We start from the raw sequence: 16,261 nt of genomic DNA, 5'->3' as shown, positions 1-16,261 counted from the left end.
TTTTTGCTCACCGCATAAGGAAACCTGACCCCGACCACAACGATAAAGGACGTCACCGATGACCCGACAAAAGTACCTGCAGTTAATCCATATTGCCGCCCACCAGCTCAAACTGGATGACGCGACTTACCGCCAGATGCTGCACAGGCTGACGGGGAAAACATCGGCAAAAGCCCTGAATCCCGGTCAACTGGCGCAGGTGTTAAACGCCCTGAAGACACAAGGCTTCCGTATCCAGCCCCATCAAGCCAATACAAAAAAGCAGACCGACCGTCCGCAACTCCAGAAAATGCAGGCCCTGTGGCAGGCAATGGCCCAGGAGGGCATTGTCCGTGATGCGTCAGCAACAGCCCTGGCCCACTTTGTTAAACGGGAAACCGGCTGTGATTCGCCTTACTGGCTGGACAGCCAACAGGCCAGCCAGGTTATCGAGAAACTCAAGCAGTGGCAAAAGCGCGTGGCGAGGGCAGCATCATGCTAGAGAATACCTTTCGTAGCAAAGGGCCGGAGTTACTGGTTGAGCTGGCCGAACACACCGCCCAGACTGTCAGGCAGATTATCGATGTTGACCCTGCTGTCGCCAGCCAGATAGGTGATGCCGTCGCCAGTCAGATGATGGCGGTCTGGGGCGGGCAAAATGTCTATTTTCCAATGGGGTTGATGTGGAAAATTAATCAGCGTGACCGGGAGATATTTGCTGACTTCAACGGCCATAACCACCACGCGCTGGCGCGTAAATACAAAGTCTCGTTACAGTGGATTTATTCGGTAGTCAAACGGGTTAAAAAAGAAGAACTGGCCCGCATCCAGGGCAATCTGTTTGAAGATGAAGATAAGCCGCCTCGATGACTGTTTCTTGTTTCACACAGTGAAACTTAATTACCGTAACCTGTCCCAGATAGATCCAGTTTGTCCCAGGTAGATCCACATTTATCGCACGTTTCCCTTTTAAATATCTCACGTCCTATCACCAGCAACAGATCGGCATCGTCGTCGTTCTGGCCAATCACGTAGATCGCCTAGCGGCCCGGCAGATTTACGGTAATGATATTCTCTTCGACCGCATCCAGCACTTCGTCGTGCTGCTCCTGAAAGTGGTACAGGGTGTTCATCTTCTCTCCTTAAAAACGGTGCGTTACTGTATAAACTTACGCCTCTTAATATCGACAAGACGCGTCTTAATAACAGGGGGAATAATCTGTTTTTTCTGTCAGCACTGTGACAGTGCTGTGTGACGTTGCCATGAAGGTGGCAGCGGCGCGCACCGCTGCCGGTTAAATCAGAAAAAGCCGAGTGGTTGCGTGCTGTAGCTGACCAGCAAATTTTTGGTCTGCTGATAGTGATCGAGCATCATTTTGTGGGTTTCACGGCCAATACCGGATTTTTTATAGCCACCAAACGCGGCGTGCGCCGGATAGAGGTGATAGCAGTTGGTCCAGACGCGACCGGCTTTAATCGCGCGACCTACGCGGTAAGCACGGTTGATATCACGCGTCCACACGCCCGCACCGAGCCCGTAAATCGAATCGTTGGCGATGGCAATCGCTTCCGCTTCGTCTTTAAAGGTCAGCACGCCGACCACCGGTCCGAAAATCTCCTCCGGGAAGACGCGCATGCTGTTATCACCTTTCAGCAGCGTCGGCTGAATGTAGTAACCGCTGGCAAACGCCTCACCGATTTTCTCCACCCCGCCGCCGTGCAACACCTGCGCGCCCTCCTGCTGAGCAATCTCCAAGTATGAGAGAATTTTGTCGAATTGCTGCTGCGACGCCTGCGCGCCGATCATGGTCGCGGTATCGAGCGGAGCCACGTTTAATCGTCTGGATGCGCTTCATCACCGCCGCCATAAACTGCTCAAAAATCGACTCCTGCACCAGCGCGCGTGACGGACAGGTACAGACTTCGCCCTGATTGAGGAAGCCCAGCACCACACCTTCTGCCGCTTTTTCGATGAAACTCTCCTCCGCCTGCATGATGTCTTCGAAGAAAATGTTGGGCGACTTGCCGCCCAGCTCGACGGTGGACGGGATCAGGCTTTTTGCCGCCAGTTCAAGAATGTGGCCGCCGGTGACGGTCGATCCGGTAAAGGCCATTTTGGCGATACCCGGATGCGAAGCCAGCGCCTCGCCGGCCTCTTTGCCGTAGCCGTGCACCACGTTAATCACGCCCGGAGGCACCAGGTCTTTAATCAGCTCCATCAACAGGGTAATGGAGAGCGGCGTCTGTTCGGCGGGCTTCAGCACCACGCAGTTACCGGCACCGAGCGCCGGCGCCAGTTTCCACGCCGCCATCAGCAGCGGGAAGTTCCACGGAATAATTTGTCCGACGCCCCCAAGCGGTTCATGGAAGTGGTAGGCGGCGGTGAACTCGTCGATCTCTGCAGCGGTGCCTTCCTGGGCGCGCACGCAGCCGGCGAAGTAGCGGAAGTGGTCAACCGCCAGCGGTAAATCAGCAGCCAGGGTTTCACGCACCGGCTTACTGTTATCCTAGGTTTCATTGACCGCGATGGCTTCCAGATTGGCTTCCAGCCGGTCGGCAATTTTCAGCAGCAGCAGTGAACGCGCCTGCGGCGAGGTTTTGCCCCATGCGTCCGCAGCGGCCTGTGCGGCGGCCACGGCGTTGTCGATATCCTGTTTATCCGAGCGCGGGAATTCGCCGATGGTCGAACCGTTGATCGGCGTGGTGTTAACAAAATAGTTACCGTTCACCGGCGGAACAAATTCGCCGTTGATGAAGTTGCCATAACGCGATTGCAGATGGATGAGAGAACCGGTTTCTCCCGGAGCAGCGTAACGCATGGTGTTTCTCCTTGCGGGACAGAGTGGCGATTAACAACATTTAAACTTGTTATTAACATTGAGCGAACAATGCCAGCCTGTCAGATCGCTCAGCGGGAAACTGTGACCGCATCGAAGGAAAATAGGGCATTAAGAAGCTGCCCTGCCGTCACGCCATAACCTGCGCCTGTCGCAGACAGATAATTCCGAGTTTGGCCATAAGCGTGATGAAAAGCGGAACATGTGCGATTTGTGCGGTCAATATGAAGCAGACCCGTGAACAGGAGAACAAGATGCTGGCTTCAGCCCTGATGGTAATGCGCGCCAAAGCGAACTTCGTTCAGCAATTTATCCGCAATCCGCGCAAAATGGGCAGCATCACGCCCTCTTCAGCCGCCCTGTGTCGCGCCATGTGTGAAACGGTCAACTGGGAGCACAGCCTGCGCATTGCCGAGCTGGGTGCCGGCGACGGTGCGCTCGCTCCAGTCGGCGTGATCGGTCACCATCGCCCACGAGCCGCTGAAAATCGCACCGCTGATGCCAGAGAAAGCCGGCAGCATCTTCCCCGAGATGCGGCCGCACAATGACATAATCATCCGGCTGTAGCGCCAAGGCTTCAATAAACCACTGCGGTTGTTCACCAATTTTTGCCACCACCTGCGGCGGCGGCGTTTCGAGTTGAATCAGAGCAAGGGGTAAGGCGCGGATCTGTGTCATGCCGAATACGGTCCTCAAATGATCGTGTTTCGGCCATCCACTCTGACAGTAAATTTGTCCCCTGTCCTGGATTTTTCGGCATAAGCTAATGCCATTACGAAAAAAAGCGTCGCCCGCGTGCGCCAACCGATCGCCTTCGTGCCATCATTAGACGGTGACAACTTCGATAAAACAAAGGACAGCAGCGTGGCGGTGCGGCATTTTTTTCTGGTTCTGATAGTGGTGTGCATCTGGGCTTTTAATAACGTGGCGATAAAGTGGGGATTGCTGGAGCTTCCGCCGCTGTTTCTGACCTGGATGCGCTTTGTGGTGGTGGCTATCGTGCTGGTGCCGTTTTGCCGCATCACGCGCGCCCAGCTGCCGTGGCTGCTGACGCTGGCGTTTACCTTTGGCTTCATGCACTTTTCGCTGCTGTTTGTCGGCATGCGCTATACCGATGCCGGCACCGGCGCCATTGTGGTCCAGCTGGGCACGCCGATTGGCATGCTGCTGGCGATGCTGGTGCTGAAGGAGAAACTGCGGCTGGTGCAGCTGTGCGGTATCGCCATCTCGCTGGCCGGGGTGGTGATGCTCTCCCGCAGCCCGACAATTCCGGCGTGGTGGGTGCTATGTATTCTGCTGTGCAGCGCCACCGGCTGGGCGGTGAGCAATATGATTGTGAAAAAGTCACCGCCGATTAAACCGCTGACGCTCACCGGCTGGATCTCCTTCCTTGCGGTGCCGATTGTCGGCGCGGCCTCATGGCTGACTGAATCGCAGCAGTTTACCGCGCTGAGTCACGCCGGCTGGCGCGCCTAGTTTGGCATCCTGTACAGCGCCCTCGCCTCGTCAATTGTCGCCTACACACTGTGGTATGCGCTGCTGAAAAAATATAACGTCAACCTGATCATGCCCTACTCGCTGCTGACGCCGGTGCTGGCGGTACTGATGGGCGTGCTGGTGCTGGGCGACAGCATGAACAGCTTCAAAATTCTTGGTGCCTCGCTGGTGGTGCTGGGGACGGCAATTGCGGTGATTAACCTGCGTAACCTGCGCATGCATGCCCGCTTTCCGCGCCTGCGCCGCCGTTAGTCCCTTCTGCTATGCTTGAAGCTCGCGAGTTTTCCGGAGGTTTAGCATGGATTCTCAACGCGCTGCCGCATTGTGGCAGCAACTGTGGCAGGGATTGCGGGGTGCGGAACATGCGCCGACGATCGACTTTCTTCAGACCGACAGCTTCCCCTCGGCTTTTGCCGTTAGCGAACTCGCCGCCACCAGCATCGGCCTCGCCAGCCAAGCGCTGAGCGATCTGCTGGGGCGTCCGGCCCCGGTCAGCGTCAACGTCCGCCTAGCCTCGCGCTGGTTTCAGCACAGCCTGACGCCGCTGAACCGTCCGCCAGCCGCCCAGTGGGATGCGCTGGCCGGTGACTATCCCTGCGAGGATGGCTGGATCCGCCTGCACACCAACGCACCGCATCATCGCGCCGCCATGGCACGCGTGCTGGGCGAGCACGCCAATCGGTCATCGCTGGCGGCGGTGGTGGCACGCTGGCAGGGACATGCGCTGGAGCAGGCCGTGGTCGACGCCGGCGGCTGTGCAGCTTGGATGCACAGCGCACAGCAGTGGCAGCAGCACGCGCAGGGGCTGGCACGGGCCGTGGCGCAACCGGCGCGGTTTTGACAGCCTGGTGCAGATGGCCTGCGGCATCGCCGAACAGAGTATGTGCTGGCAGGCAGGCGTTAAACCGACGCCGCTGCCGGTGCAGGCGCTGGATCACGCCACCGGCTATATGATGGCGGCCGCAGTGCTGGAAGGATTGCGCCAGCGCCGCGTTAACGGCACTGACTGGCAGGCGCGTTTGTCGCTGGCGCGCACCGCGCTGTTGCTTCAGCAGCACGGCGCGGCGCCACAAGGCGAACAGCGCGGCATTACGCCGCAGCCACACGATGCGCTGAGCGCGCTGGAGATCAATCGCTGGGGGATTGGCGAGCGCCTGCGCGCCGCGGCTTATCTGCCCGGCACACCGATGCTGTGCGCGGCACCGGCGCAACCGCCCGGCAGCAGCCATCCCTGCTGGTAACGACTCAGGCGTCGTCGCCCTCTTCACGCAGTTCGTCATACATCGCCTGAATTGCCTCACGACTCAGCGCCGCCAGCGTGCGATAAAACGCAGTGGTGGCGTGGGCTTCCACTTTACCGAGGAAGGCGCCGCACCACGGCAGCAGGTAGTCATCGAACAGCGCCAGCTGGGCCGCTGACTCATCTTCCGCAGACTGATCTTCCAACCAGGATGCCGCCAGTAGCAGCACGCCGAAGTGATCGGCCGGCGACTCGCTCAGCGGCATACCGCGCGAGGTTAAAAACGCCCGCACCTCGGCTTCCTGCGGTCCGTTCGGCCACTGTGAGGCGTACGGCGGCACGCTGCAGTCGCTGCCGACGAACAGCGCGTTGTAATCCGCCGCCAGCGCCTGCGGATCGCTATTCTGCTGCAGCCGGGTCAGCAGTTCATCCTGCTCCAGCGGCCACTGATCTTTCAGTTTGCCTTCGCGCAACAGGGTGAACAGCGGCACCAGCAGCGGGTCCTGCGGCTGGCGATTAAACAGCGAGCCGATGACGCGGCAGAGAATGGAAAACTCATTCATGCAACAGAATTCCTTGAGGCAAAAAAGTTAAAAGTCGGCAAATTCCGCAATGTGTTTGCCGGTGCGCTGTTCGAGAAAGTCGAGCAGGCGACGCGGCGTGACATTTAACACGCGATCCTGCGGAAAATCCACTTCGCGCGTAATATGCAGGCAGTGTTCGAAATCGCCGAGGGTAAACGCGGTGTGCGAATCGGAGCCAAACGCCAGCCGGCCACCAGCGTCACGCACCGCTTCCGCAATCGCGCGGCAGTTAGGTTCACTGCCCGGACGCGAATGGGTGAACGACGAGTTGTTGATCTCCAGCGCCACATCGTAGTGCGCGGCGGCTTCCGCGATGGCGCGAATATCCACCGGGAATTTCGGGTTACCCGGATGGCTGATGATGTGCACCAGTCCGCTGGCCATGGTGGCGATCATCGCTTCGGTGTGGTGAGCCTTGTCACGCGGCGCATAGACCGGCTCATGGAAGCCGGCAACGATCAGATCCAGCGCATCCAGCATCGGTCCGCTGCAATCAATCTCACCCTGCTGATTTTTGATGTTGGCTTCAATGCCGCGCAGCACGCCGACGCCGTCAATCACGCGCGGCCAGATGCGCATATTAACAAAATACTAGTAGTGCGGCGCATCGGCCATGTCCGGACCGTGATCGGTAATGGCGAACAGCTTCAGGCCGTTCTGTTTCGCCTGAGCGACGTAATCGTGCAGCGTGCTGTAAGCATGGGTGCTGGCCACGGTGTGCATATGTAAATCGACGGGATACATCCTCTTCTCCTCTGCTGAATTAATAGCCGCGCTGACGATCGACCAGACCGCGCGGCTGTTGGCCCTGCTCCAGTGCCGTGATGGCACCGGCGATATAGTCCATCGCCTCATGCGGCAAGGTGGTGGCGGCATTATGGGGGGTAATAATGACATGCGGATGAGACCACAGCGGACTCGCGGCCGGCAGCGGTTCCACCTTGGAATACATCCAGCGCTGCGGCGGCCAGCTGACCGCTCTCCAGCGCCGCCAGCAGATCGGCCTCCACCACGTGCGCACCGCGCGCGAGGTGGAGGAAACAGGCGCCGCGCGGTAGCGCGCTGAGAAAGGCGCCATCGATCAGATTGCTGGTTTCCGGCGTGGCGGGCAGCAAATCAATTAATACCTGACTGTCAGCGAGAAAATCCGCCAGCTGGTCGCGGCCGTGAAAGGTGGTGACCCCCGCCATCTGCTTCGGCGAGCGGCTCCAGCAGCGCAGCGGGAAGCCCCACTGGCGCAGGCTCTCCAGCACGCTGCGGCCGAGCACGCCCGCCCCCAGCACGCCAATGCTAAAATTAGCACGTTCGCGGTCCGGCAGCGGCTGCCATAGCGCCTGTCGCTGCTGCTGGTGATAGTCGGCGAAGCGGCGGAACCAGCCAAGCACGCACCAGTTCGCATACTCCTGCATCTGGCGTGCCATGCCGGTGTCTTCCAGCCGGTAGAGCGGCACCGCATCAGCCAGCATCTCAGGGTGCGTGCGCAGCTGCCGCAAAATTTCGTCCACGCCGGCCCCCATGGCGAATACGCCACGCAGCGCCCGTCCCGCCAGCATCTCCACCGGCGGCGATCGCACAATGGCGTAGTCGGCGGGCGCACTGTCGCCCGGCTGCCAGTGGCGGATGCGCACCTCCGGCAGTCGCTGGCACATGCCGTCCAGCCACGGCTGCGGATTCAGTGACGAGTGATACCAGATGATCTCCATACTGCTCTCCTTTTTTTCTTTCAGCCTCAGTCAAATAGCGGCGCAGGGCAAGTAAAAACCCGCGCGGCACCGCAATTTTCCGGCAATTAATCGCGAAGGCTTCACATTTCCGCCGCTGCAAAAGGCTAAGCGGCGCGTTAACGTCTAAAGTTGTTCGGGTGGTCAATGCGTTAGCGCACCACCTTTTCGGACAAGGAGAAAAACCGATGATAAAAAATGTAGTGTTTACGCCTGCGCGTCTTACCCTGTTGCTCAGCGCGGCGCTGCTGAGCGCGTCTGCTGTGCATGCTGAGGATAACAGCCGCATGCTCAGCGCCCAACCGCAGCCGCCGGATGTGCGACTCGGCCCGCTATTCAGTGCCGTGCAGCAGGCCAGATTTTATCCGGACCAGAAAACCTTTGCCGATGCGGTCCCCAAATATGACCCGGCGTCGATTCTCGCCGACTGGCAGATGCAGAAAGGTCAGCGTAATTTCGATCTCATGCGCTTCGTGGATACCAACTTCACCCTGCCCAAAGCCCAGGATAAATACGTGCCGCCCGCTGGCCAGAGCCTGCGCGCGCACATCAATGGCCTGTGGCCGGTGCTGACGCGCAGCACGCCAACGGCCAGCCAGTACGATTCGCTGCTGCCACTGCCGAAACCGTACGTGGTGCCAGGCGGGCGTTTCCGCGAAGTCTATTACTGGGACAGCTACTTCACCATGCTCGGGCTGGCAGAGAGCGGCCACTGGGATCGGGTGCAGGATATGGTGGACAACTTCGCCAGCGAGCTGGACAAATACGGCCACATCCCTAACGGTAACCGCAGCTACTATCTCAGCCGCTCGCAGCCGCCGTTCTTCAGCCTGATGGTGGATTTGCTGGCCAGCCACAAGGGAGACGATGTCTACCGCCAGTATCTGCCACAGCTGCAAAAAGAGTATGACTACTGGATGGCGGACAGCGACAAGGTGGCTGCTGGCCAGGCGAGCAAGCGCGTGGTGAAGCTGAGCGACGGCACCCTGCTCAATCGCTACTGGGATGACCATGACGTGCCGCGCACCGAATCCTGGCTGGACGATGTCAACACCGCGAAAAAAGCGCCTGAGCGTAATAAACAGCAGGTGTACCGCGATCTGCGCGCGGGTGCCGCCTCGGGCTGGGACTTCAGCTCACGCTGGTTCACCGATGCGCACAATCTGGCCTCGATTCGCACCACACAGTTGGCCCCGGTTGACCTCAACAGCCTGCTGTTCCACCTGGAGCAAACGCTGGCGAAAACCGCGAAGCTGGCAAAGCAGAATGACAAAGCGCAGCAGTTTGCGGCGGATGCGGAGAAGCGCCAGGCGGCGATCAATCGTTACCTGTGGGATGACAAACAGGGCTGGTATGCCGACTACGATTTTCAGAAAAAGCAGGTGCACAATCAGCTGACCGCCGCCACGCTGTTCCCGCTGTATATGCAGCTGGCGGGCGACAAACAGGCGGAACGCACCGCCGCCGCAGTGGAAAAACAGCTGCTGAAACCGGGCGGGCTGGTCACCACTACGGTAAACAACGGTCAGCAGTGGGATGCGCCTAACGGCTGGGCCCCGCTGCAGTGGGTAGCGGTCGAAGGTCTGGAGCACTATAAGCAGAACCAGCTGGCGCAGCAGATCGGTCAGCGCTTCCTGCAAAATGTGCAGCAAACTTACGATCGCGAGCACAAGCTGGTCGAGAAGTATGTGGTCGACGGCGCCCAGCTGGGCGGTGGTGGCGGCGGCGAGTATCCGCTGCAGGACGGCTTTGGCTGGACCAACGGCGTAACGCTGAAGCTGCTGGATAAGTATTGTCCGAAAAATAAAACCTGTAACAGCACGCGCGACATCCCATCAATGCCGACGCTAAACGCGGCGAAATAACCCTGACGTCAGGTGCGCCGCCGTGCGCACCTGCTTCTCAAGCCCGATGCCACAGCCAGGCGATGACCACGCCCGGCGCTTCGGCATCACCCCTGCGTATCACACTTTTCCATTACTTATCTTTTACATCTTGAAACACCCCTTAATTAAAAGATAATAATTCTCAATATTAAAATGACTCTTTTTCTCACCATAAACCGCCGCGCTGGTGTGGTGCGGCTTTTGTTCTCAGCCAAAGGAATCATTATGACCGCGCTGTTCCCCCTCAACCGTGGCCGGCTGCTTCTGCGCGCTGGCGCTGGCGTTTCCGGCACTCGGCGTTGCCGAACCCTCTCTGGTGGTCACCGCACAGCCGCAGAAGAGCGCCACCTCGCCCACGGCGGGCTATCTCGCCACCCATAGCGGCGCCACGAAAAGCGCTCGTCCACTCGTCACCACGCCGCAGTCCATTTCCGTGGTGACGCGTCAGCAGATTGAAGATCAGGGCGCGCAGGATCTGAACCAGGCGCTGGGCTATACCCCGGGGGTTTTCACCAACTTTGGTGGCGCGGCCACGCGTTACGACACCATCTCGCTGCGCGGTTTCCACGGCGGTGACGTCGACAACACCTTCCTTGACGGTCTGCGCGTGATGAGCGACGGCGGCAGCTTCAACATCCTGCAGGTGGATAACTGGTTCCTTGACCGCATCGACGTAATTAAAGGCCCCTCTTCTGCCCTTTATGGTCAGACGGTGCAGGGCGGGCTGTTGAACATGGTCACGAAGCGGCCGCAGTTTGCTTCACAGGGCCATTTACGCTTCGCTATCGGCAGCAATGCCAGTAACAGCACCGCCTTTGATTACACCGACGCGATTAACGATCAATGGGCGTACCGCCTGACCGGCATCACGCGCAACAGCAATACCCAGTACGACCACACGCGTGAAGAGAAATACGCGCTGTCACCTCAGCTGCTGTGGCAGCCGGATGAAGACACCAGCCTGCTGCTGCGTGCTTATCTGCAAAAAGATCCCTCAGGCGGCTATCACGGCTCGGTGCCGGCGGAAGGCACACTCTACAGCCACAATGGCCGCTGGCTGAGCGACGGCTTCTATGAGGGCGACAGCGCGCTGGATCAGTTCAAACGTCATGAGCAGATTTACGGCTACGACTTTTCGCACCGCTTTGATGAGGTATGGTCGGTGCACAGCACCGGCAGCTACAGCCATTCCAACGTGGCGCTCGACCAAGTGTACCAGATTGGCTGGAACAGCGACAATCCGGACCTGCTCAATCGCTACTACTCCGGTGAGCGCTCTTCGCTCAGCGCATGGGCGACTGATAACCAGCTGCAGGCGGAGTTTGCCAGCGGTGCGCTGCAGCATCGCGTCACGCTCGGCGCGGAGTATCACCGCTACAAAAATGATCTGAGCAACGCCAGCGGCGCGGCCTCACCGCTGAATGCCTAGAGCAGCGAGGCCATCGGCAGCCAGCCGGATTACCTCTGGACAGCGCAGACGCGCCGCTACTATCAGAGCGGCCTCTATCTGCAGGATGAGATGGCGTGACAGCGCTGGCATCTGGATCTGTCTGGTCGCTATGACCGCATCGTGTCAGAGAATGGCAACCGTCGTCGTCAGGACGATCACGTCAGCGGCCGCGCCGCGCTGCTGTACGCCTTTGATAACGGCGTGTCGCCGTACGTCAGCTGGAGCCAGGCGATTACCCCGGCTTCGCTGACCGATCCCGACGGGAATCAGCTGAAACCGACCACTTCGGAACAGTATGAAGCCGGGGTGAAATACCAGCCGAACGGCACGCGCGATCTCTACAGCGTGGCCCTGTACGATCCGATGTGGCCAACCGTAACGTGCAGGACGGCACCTACACGCCGTCCGGCAAAGTGCATGCGCAGGGCATTGAACTGGAGGCGCGCAGCCAGCTGACCGAACGGTTCAGCACCGTCGCCGGTTATACACTTAACCATCTGCGCTTTAAGGATTCCGTGGACGGCAACGATGGCCATACGCCTTACATCACGCCAAATAGCATGGCGTCGCTGTTGGGGCATTATCAGTTTGATTACGGCCTGAGCGCGGGTGCCGGGGTGCGCTACATTGGCCGGCAGTGGGCCGATAACGAAAACACCACCCGTTTGCCGTCGGTGACACTGTTTGACGCCTCGCTGCGCGCCGATCTGGGCGCGTGGCAGTCGAATCTGAAAGGTGCCTGGCTGCAGCTGAATGCCCGCAATCTGACGGATAAAAAGTATCTGGCAGCCTGCTACGGCACCGGTTACTGCTATCGCGGCGCGGAGCGGACGCTGACCGCCACCGTCGGCTACGATTTCTGACGGCATAAAAAAATCCGCAGCCCCGGACGGGACTGCGGATCTTATTGAATCGCGAGGTAGCGTCAGCTACGGACTTTACGGTAGATCCACAGCACCACAATGGCACCGATCACCGCGACCACAAAGCTGCCAAAGTTGAAGCCGTCAACCCGGCCAAAGCCGAACAGGGTACTGATCCAGCCGCCCACCACCGCACCGACAATCCCGAGTACCACGGTCAAAATAAATCCGCCGCCATCTTTACCTAGCATGATCCATTTAGCGATAATCCCGGCAATCAGACCAAAAATAATCCATGAAAGAATACCCATTTGCTGCTCCTTACGTTATGAATCAAGGTGTTCATCGCGCTAAGTATAGCCGGGAATTTTTTCTCTACTACATCAACATCATGATGAATTCGTTCACGCCGGCTAAAGCTTTTACCGCCCCGGTCGATAACCGACGAAGAGCAGTGGCACTCGTAAAATAGCAATCGGACAGGTGGAGCAGGACGTGAAAGACGCCGATAAAGAACAATATCTCAAGCGCGGTACGCTAGCGGTTCTGAACGTGATGAAGGATTTGTTGCGTTATCAAACCCTGCTGATGGTCAATTTCTCCCGTGGTCAGTTCATCAGCCGGCTGCTGGCCGCGGATGAGGATCGGGTGATTTTTGATCTCGGCAGCAACGCGCTGGACAATGATTTGGCATTGCAGGGCGGTGAAGTGAATATTGCAGCCGAAACCCACGGTGCCAAAGTGGAGTTTGGGCTGCAGGGATTAACCCGCATCGATTATGACGGCCTGCCCGCCTTTGCTGCCGCGCTGCCCGACCTGGTGTGGCAGATTCAGCGCCGGGAATTCTTTCGCGTCAACGCGCCGCTCGAACCGGTATTTTACTGCCACAGCCAGTGGCCGGACGGCAGCACAGCGCGCTTTCGCCTGCAGGATCTGTCGCTCGGCGGCGTCGGCGTGCTGCTGGATGAGGCGCTGCCGGAAGGTCTTACCGTGGCGATACCTTCAAAAAGCTGCGCGTTGAGCTGGGCGAATATGGCCAGTTCGAAGTGACCGCACAACTGCTGCACATCGGCAAGCGCAGCACCGTGACCAGCAAGAACGAAACCCGCATCACGCCGCGGCTCAGCTTCCGTTTTACCGCCATCGAACCGGTGCAGGAGCGTCAGCTGCAGCAGGTCATTTTTGCGCTGGAACGGCTGGCGCGCGACAAAGCCAATCGCTTCCAGTAATTCGCCGGCGTCCCGCGCGGCGCCAGCGTAGTCGATGCTTTCTCCTTGCACGTTCTTTTCACCGGCTCCCAGCAAGGAGATTCTCCCCAATGGAAAACTGGCTTTCTGCCCATCGTTTACAACTTATCTTTCTCAATCAAAACTTCTGGATTAATAGCGCCATCATCGTGTTTGGCACGCTGATTGTTTACTGGCTGCTGCGCACCGTCATCCGCTTTGTCTCTAACCGTATCGCCCACTACAGCGAACAGCGCCACGTGCGCTTCACCGGCATTGTGGTGGAAATTCTGCGCAGCACCAGTCAACTGCTGCTGCTGATTTTCTCGCTGCTGATCACGCTGAAATTTGTCGATCTGCCGGAAAGCTGGAGCGTCGCCATCGCCCACGGCTGGTTCCTGGCGCTGATTCTGCAGCTCACGCTGTGGATCGACGGCGGCATTCGCCTGTGACTGCACTCGTTGCTGCACGATCCGCTGCACGTGCGCAATCCGGTCACCACAGTGATCCTCGGTATTCTGCTGCGTGTCGTGGTGTGGGTAATGATGCTGCTGGCGATCCTCTCCAATATGGGGATCAATATCACCGCGCTGGTGGCCAGCCTCGGCGTCGGCGGTATCGCCATCGCGCTGGCGATTCAGACGGTGCTGAGCGATGTGTTCGCTTCGCTGGCGATTGGCTTCGATAAGCCCTTTGAGCACGGCGACTTTATTGTGTTCGGCGACATCGCTGGCTCAATTGAGCACATTGGCCTGAAAACCACCCGGCTGCGCAGTCTCGGCGGCGAACAGATTGTCTGCTCCAACACTATTTTGCTGCAGCAAACCATCCACAATTACAAACGTATGCAGCAGCGGCGCATCGTGTTTAAGTTCGGGATTAATTACGGCACGCCGGCGGAGAAAGTGCGGCAGATTGGCGGCATGGTGCAACGCATCATTGAAAGCGTGCCGGACACGCGTTTCGATCGCGCCCATTTTCTGTCGTTTGACGAATCGCAGCTGACGTTTGAAGTGGTCTATTTCGTGCTGAGCGCCGATTACAACAAATACATGGACATTCAGCAGGAGATTAACCTTCAACTGATGGCGCAGCTGGAGCAGAAACAGATTCGTTTCGCCTTCCCGATGCGCCGCGTGGAGTTCACTGGCGGCGTGCTGCCGCGCATTAATCTCAGCGATGCCTCGAATGAGGCTGCGGCGCAGAGCGCCCAGCGCTGAGCACAGCAGCCCGGGCGGCTCGCACCGTCCGTTGCCTTAGCCGATGGTTGCGATAGGCGGTGGTGACTTTCCACAGGTAGCGCGGCGCCTAGGCGGCCGGATGCTTGTTCTGCACGTGCTGGTAGAACTCATCCGGCGTCATGGCGTTGATCATTGCAATGGCGCGATCGCGGTCGCGCGAGAAGGTGCGCAGCAGCGCACCGGCGCCGTTGGCATAGGAAACAATGGTGGCATAGCGCAGCGTCAGCGGATCGCGAATGCCCGCCAGCGCGGAATCCTGCAGAATCCGGATGTAGGCCGCGCCGATATCAATATTTTTCGCCGGGTCGCGCAGTTCGGAGTTACTCGGCTGGCCGTGGCGTCCCTGTGCGCGATACACCTCACGCCCGGCGGTGGCAGCTTTGATCTGCATCAGCCCGACCGCGTTAGAACGGCTTACCACGGTTGGGTTGCCCCCGGATTCGACACTAATAATAGCGCTGATCAGCTTCTCATCAACGCCATAATGACTGGCGGCATCTTCGGTAAACAGTGACCATGCATCATTCACTTTCGACGGCGGCGCCTAGGTTAATGGCGTATTCTTCTCCGGCGTCACCGGTTTTTCCGGCTCGCTGGCACAGCCAGCAGCAAAGCAGACAACATAAACAGGCGAATTTTCATTGATTTTCGGTTCCGCTATAAGATTGGCGCAAGCTATCATAACCATGACGGTAAAAGGTAAAATTACCGTTTATCCTAAATACGTAAAAAACCTTGTGCTACCGTGACTTCGGTAACGCATTTCGTCATCATCGGCAGGCCAACAGACAGCAGGATGGAAGTTATGCTCGCCCCTCGTTCAATACGCCTCATCGCCCCTTCCGGTTATTGCCACAATCAGGACGCCGTCCGGCGCGCGGTACAGCGCCTGCAGGCGGAGGGACATCAACTGCAAAACCCTGAAGCCATTACGCGCCGCTGGCAGCGTTTTGCCGGCGATGACACGCAGCGCCTGCAGGATGTGAATGCACTGGCGTCGCTGGCGTCCCTGCCGGATATCGTACTGGCGGTGCGCGGCGGCTATGGTGCCTCACGCCTGCTCGATCACCTCGACTATGTGGCGCTGCAGCGTCGCCTGCTTAATCAGCCTGTCGCGCTGTGCGGCCACAGTGATTTCACCGCTATTCAGCTGGCGCTGCTGGCGCAAACCGGGCTGATCACCTTCAGCGGACCGATGCTGGCCGGCAATTTTGGCGCGGAGGCTTTATCTGAATTTACCGTCACCCACTTTTGGCAGGCGCTAACATCTCCTACAGTCAATCTGGCGTGGCACAGCGCCAGTCCGGATCGCGGCCGCTGGCAGGGCACGCTGTGGGGCGGCAATCTGGCGATGATCTGCTCCCTGATTGGCACGCCGTGGCTGCCGCAGATTGAAGACAGCATTCTGGTGATCGAGGATGTGAATGAGCATCCGTTCCGCATTGAGCGTATGCTGATTCAGCTGCAGCAGAGCGGTATTCTGGCGCGCCAGCGAGCCATTGTAACCGGCAGCTTCACCAGCACCGCCCTGTCCGATTACGACAACGGCTTTGATTTCGCCACGGTGTGGCGGCGGTTGCGTGACGAGTACCAGATTGCGGTAATCAGCGATCTGCCGTTTGGCCATGATGCCGATACCGTGACGCTGCCGCTCGGCGCCAGCGCCACGCTTGAGATTGACCAGGGCGCCGCGCGGTTAGCCTTTACCGGCCATCCGACGTTGCGCTGAAGTGTTGC

The 16,261-nt window shown here is 58.7% G+C and carries 6 protein-coding genes and 11 pseudogenes; 10 read left to right on the top strand and 7 right to left on the bottom strand.

The window, feature by feature from the left end:
- The first annotated feature begins 58 nt into the window (after positions 1–58).
- Positions 59–481 carry a gp16 family protein gene (locus AC6I8M_RS05690; protein ID WP_498013375.1) on the top strand — a complete coding sequence of 141 codons (423 nt, stop codon included), beginning with the start codon at positions 59–61 and terminating at the stop codon, positions 479–481.
- Complete coding sequence (locus tag AC6I8M_RS05685) at positions 475–849, top strand: Mor transcription activator family protein (protein ID WP_498013374.1); 375 nt, start codon at positions 475–477, stop codon at positions 847–849. The genes AC6I8M_RS05690 and AC6I8M_RS05685 overlap by 7 nt, the downstream gene beginning before the upstream one ends.
- Positions 850–1,279: 430 nt before the next feature.
- On the opposite strand, the pseudogene AC6I8M_RS05680 reads toward AC6I8M_RS05685, so the two are convergent.
- Positions 1,280–2,798: pseudogene (locus AC6I8M_RS05680) on the bottom strand (aldehyde dehydrogenase family protein).
- 272 nt (positions 2,799–3,070) lie between these two features.
- Between AC6I8M_RS05680 and AC6I8M_RS05675 the strand changes: the two are divergent.
- Positions 3,071–3,256: pseudogene (locus tag AC6I8M_RS05675) on the top strand (methyltransferase); the annotation flags it as partial.
- On the opposite strand, the pseudogene AC6I8M_RS05670 reads toward AC6I8M_RS05675, so the two are convergent.
- A pseudogene (locus AC6I8M_RS05670) lies at positions 3,242–3,494 on the bottom strand (glutamine amidotransferase); the annotation flags it as partial. The pseudogenes AC6I8M_RS05675 and AC6I8M_RS05670 sit on opposite strands and share 15 nt — an antisense overlap.
- 186 nt (positions 3,495–3,680) lie before the next feature.
- Here AC6I8M_RS05670 and AC6I8M_RS05665 point away from each other — a divergent pair.
- Positions 3,681–4,565 (top strand): annotated as a pseudogene (locus AC6I8M_RS05665) (DMT family transporter).
- Between the two features lie 46 nt (positions 4,566–4,611).
- Positions 4,612–5,554: pseudogene (locus AC6I8M_RS05660) on the top strand (CoA transferase).
- A gap of 4 nt (positions 5,555–5,558) precedes the next feature.
- Here AC6I8M_RS05660 and AC6I8M_RS05655 read toward each other — a convergent pair.
- The 3 genes and pseudogenes from AC6I8M_RS05655 to ghrA all read right to left on the bottom strand — a co-directional run bounded on the left by AC6I8M_RS05655 (position 5,559) and on the right by ghrA (position 7,840).
- The gene (locus tag AC6I8M_RS05655) at positions 5,559–6,116 is read right to left on the bottom strand and encodes a TorD/DmsD family molecular chaperone (RefSeq protein ID WP_010617194.1); all 558 of its coding nucleotides are present in this window, start codon (positions 6,114–6,116) and stop codon (positions 5,559–5,561) included.
- Between the two features lie 27 nt (positions 6,117–6,143).
- Positions 6,144–6,881 (bottom strand): annotated as a pseudogene (locus tag AC6I8M_RS05650) (phosphatase).
- 19 nt (positions 6,882–6,900) lie between these two features.
- A pseudogene (gene ghrA, locus AC6I8M_RS05645) lies at positions 6,901–7,840 on the bottom strand (glyoxylate/hydroxypyruvate reductase GhrA).
- A 206-nt stretch (positions 7,841–8,046) separates the two neighbouring features.
- On the opposite strand from ghrA, the gene treA reads away from it, so the two are divergent.
- Both treA and AC6I8M_RS05635 read left to right on the top strand, forming a co-directional pair.
- Positions 8,047–9,723: an alpha,alpha-trehalase TreA gene (treA, locus tag AC6I8M_RS05640; protein WP_010617197.1), complete on the top strand. Its 1,677-nt coding sequence runs from the start codon at positions 8,047–8,049 to the stop codon at positions 9,721–9,723.
- A 246-nt stretch (positions 9,724–9,969) separates the two neighbouring features.
- Positions 9,970–12,057, top strand: a pseudogene (locus tag AC6I8M_RS05635) (TonB-dependent siderophore receptor).
- A 62-nt stretch (positions 12,058–12,119) separates the two neighbouring features.
- Here AC6I8M_RS05635 and AC6I8M_RS05630 read toward each other — a convergent pair.
- Positions 12,120–12,368 (bottom strand): GlsB/YeaQ/YmgE family stress response membrane protein, encoded by a 249-nt coding sequence (locus tag AC6I8M_RS05630; RefSeq protein ID WP_010617198.1) that lies wholly within the window; start codon positions 12,366–12,368, stop codon positions 12,120–12,122.
- Between the two features lie 184 nt (positions 12,369–12,552).
- Between AC6I8M_RS05630 and AC6I8M_RS05625 the strand changes: the two are divergent.
- Positions 12,553–13,286 (top strand): annotated as a pseudogene (locus tag AC6I8M_RS05625) (flagellar brake protein).
- An 89-nt stretch (positions 13,287–13,375) separates the two neighbouring features.
- A pseudogene (locus AC6I8M_RS05620) lies at positions 13,376–14,503 on the top strand (mechanosensitive ion channel family protein).
- A gap of 88 nt (positions 14,504–14,591) precedes the next feature.
- Here AC6I8M_RS05620 and AC6I8M_RS05615 read toward each other — a convergent pair.
- Positions 14,592–15,166 (bottom strand): annotated as a pseudogene (locus AC6I8M_RS05615) (transglycosylase SLT domain-containing protein).
- A gap of 163 nt (positions 15,167–15,329) precedes the next feature.
- Between AC6I8M_RS05615 and ldcA the strand changes: the two are divergent.
- The gene (gene ldcA / locus AC6I8M_RS05610) at positions 15,330–16,253 is read left to right on the top strand and encodes a muramoyltetrapeptide carboxypeptidase (RefSeq protein WP_010617200.1); all 924 of its coding nucleotides are present in this window, start codon (positions 15,330–15,332) and stop codon (positions 16,251–16,253) included.
- Positions 16,254–16,261 lie beyond the last annotated feature (8 nt).

It is taken from the genome of Type-A symbiont of Plautia stali (assembly GCF_059731155.1).
The sequence above is the reverse complement of the archived record's forward strand: the minus strand, read 5'-3'. Positions and strand labels throughout refer to the sequence as shown.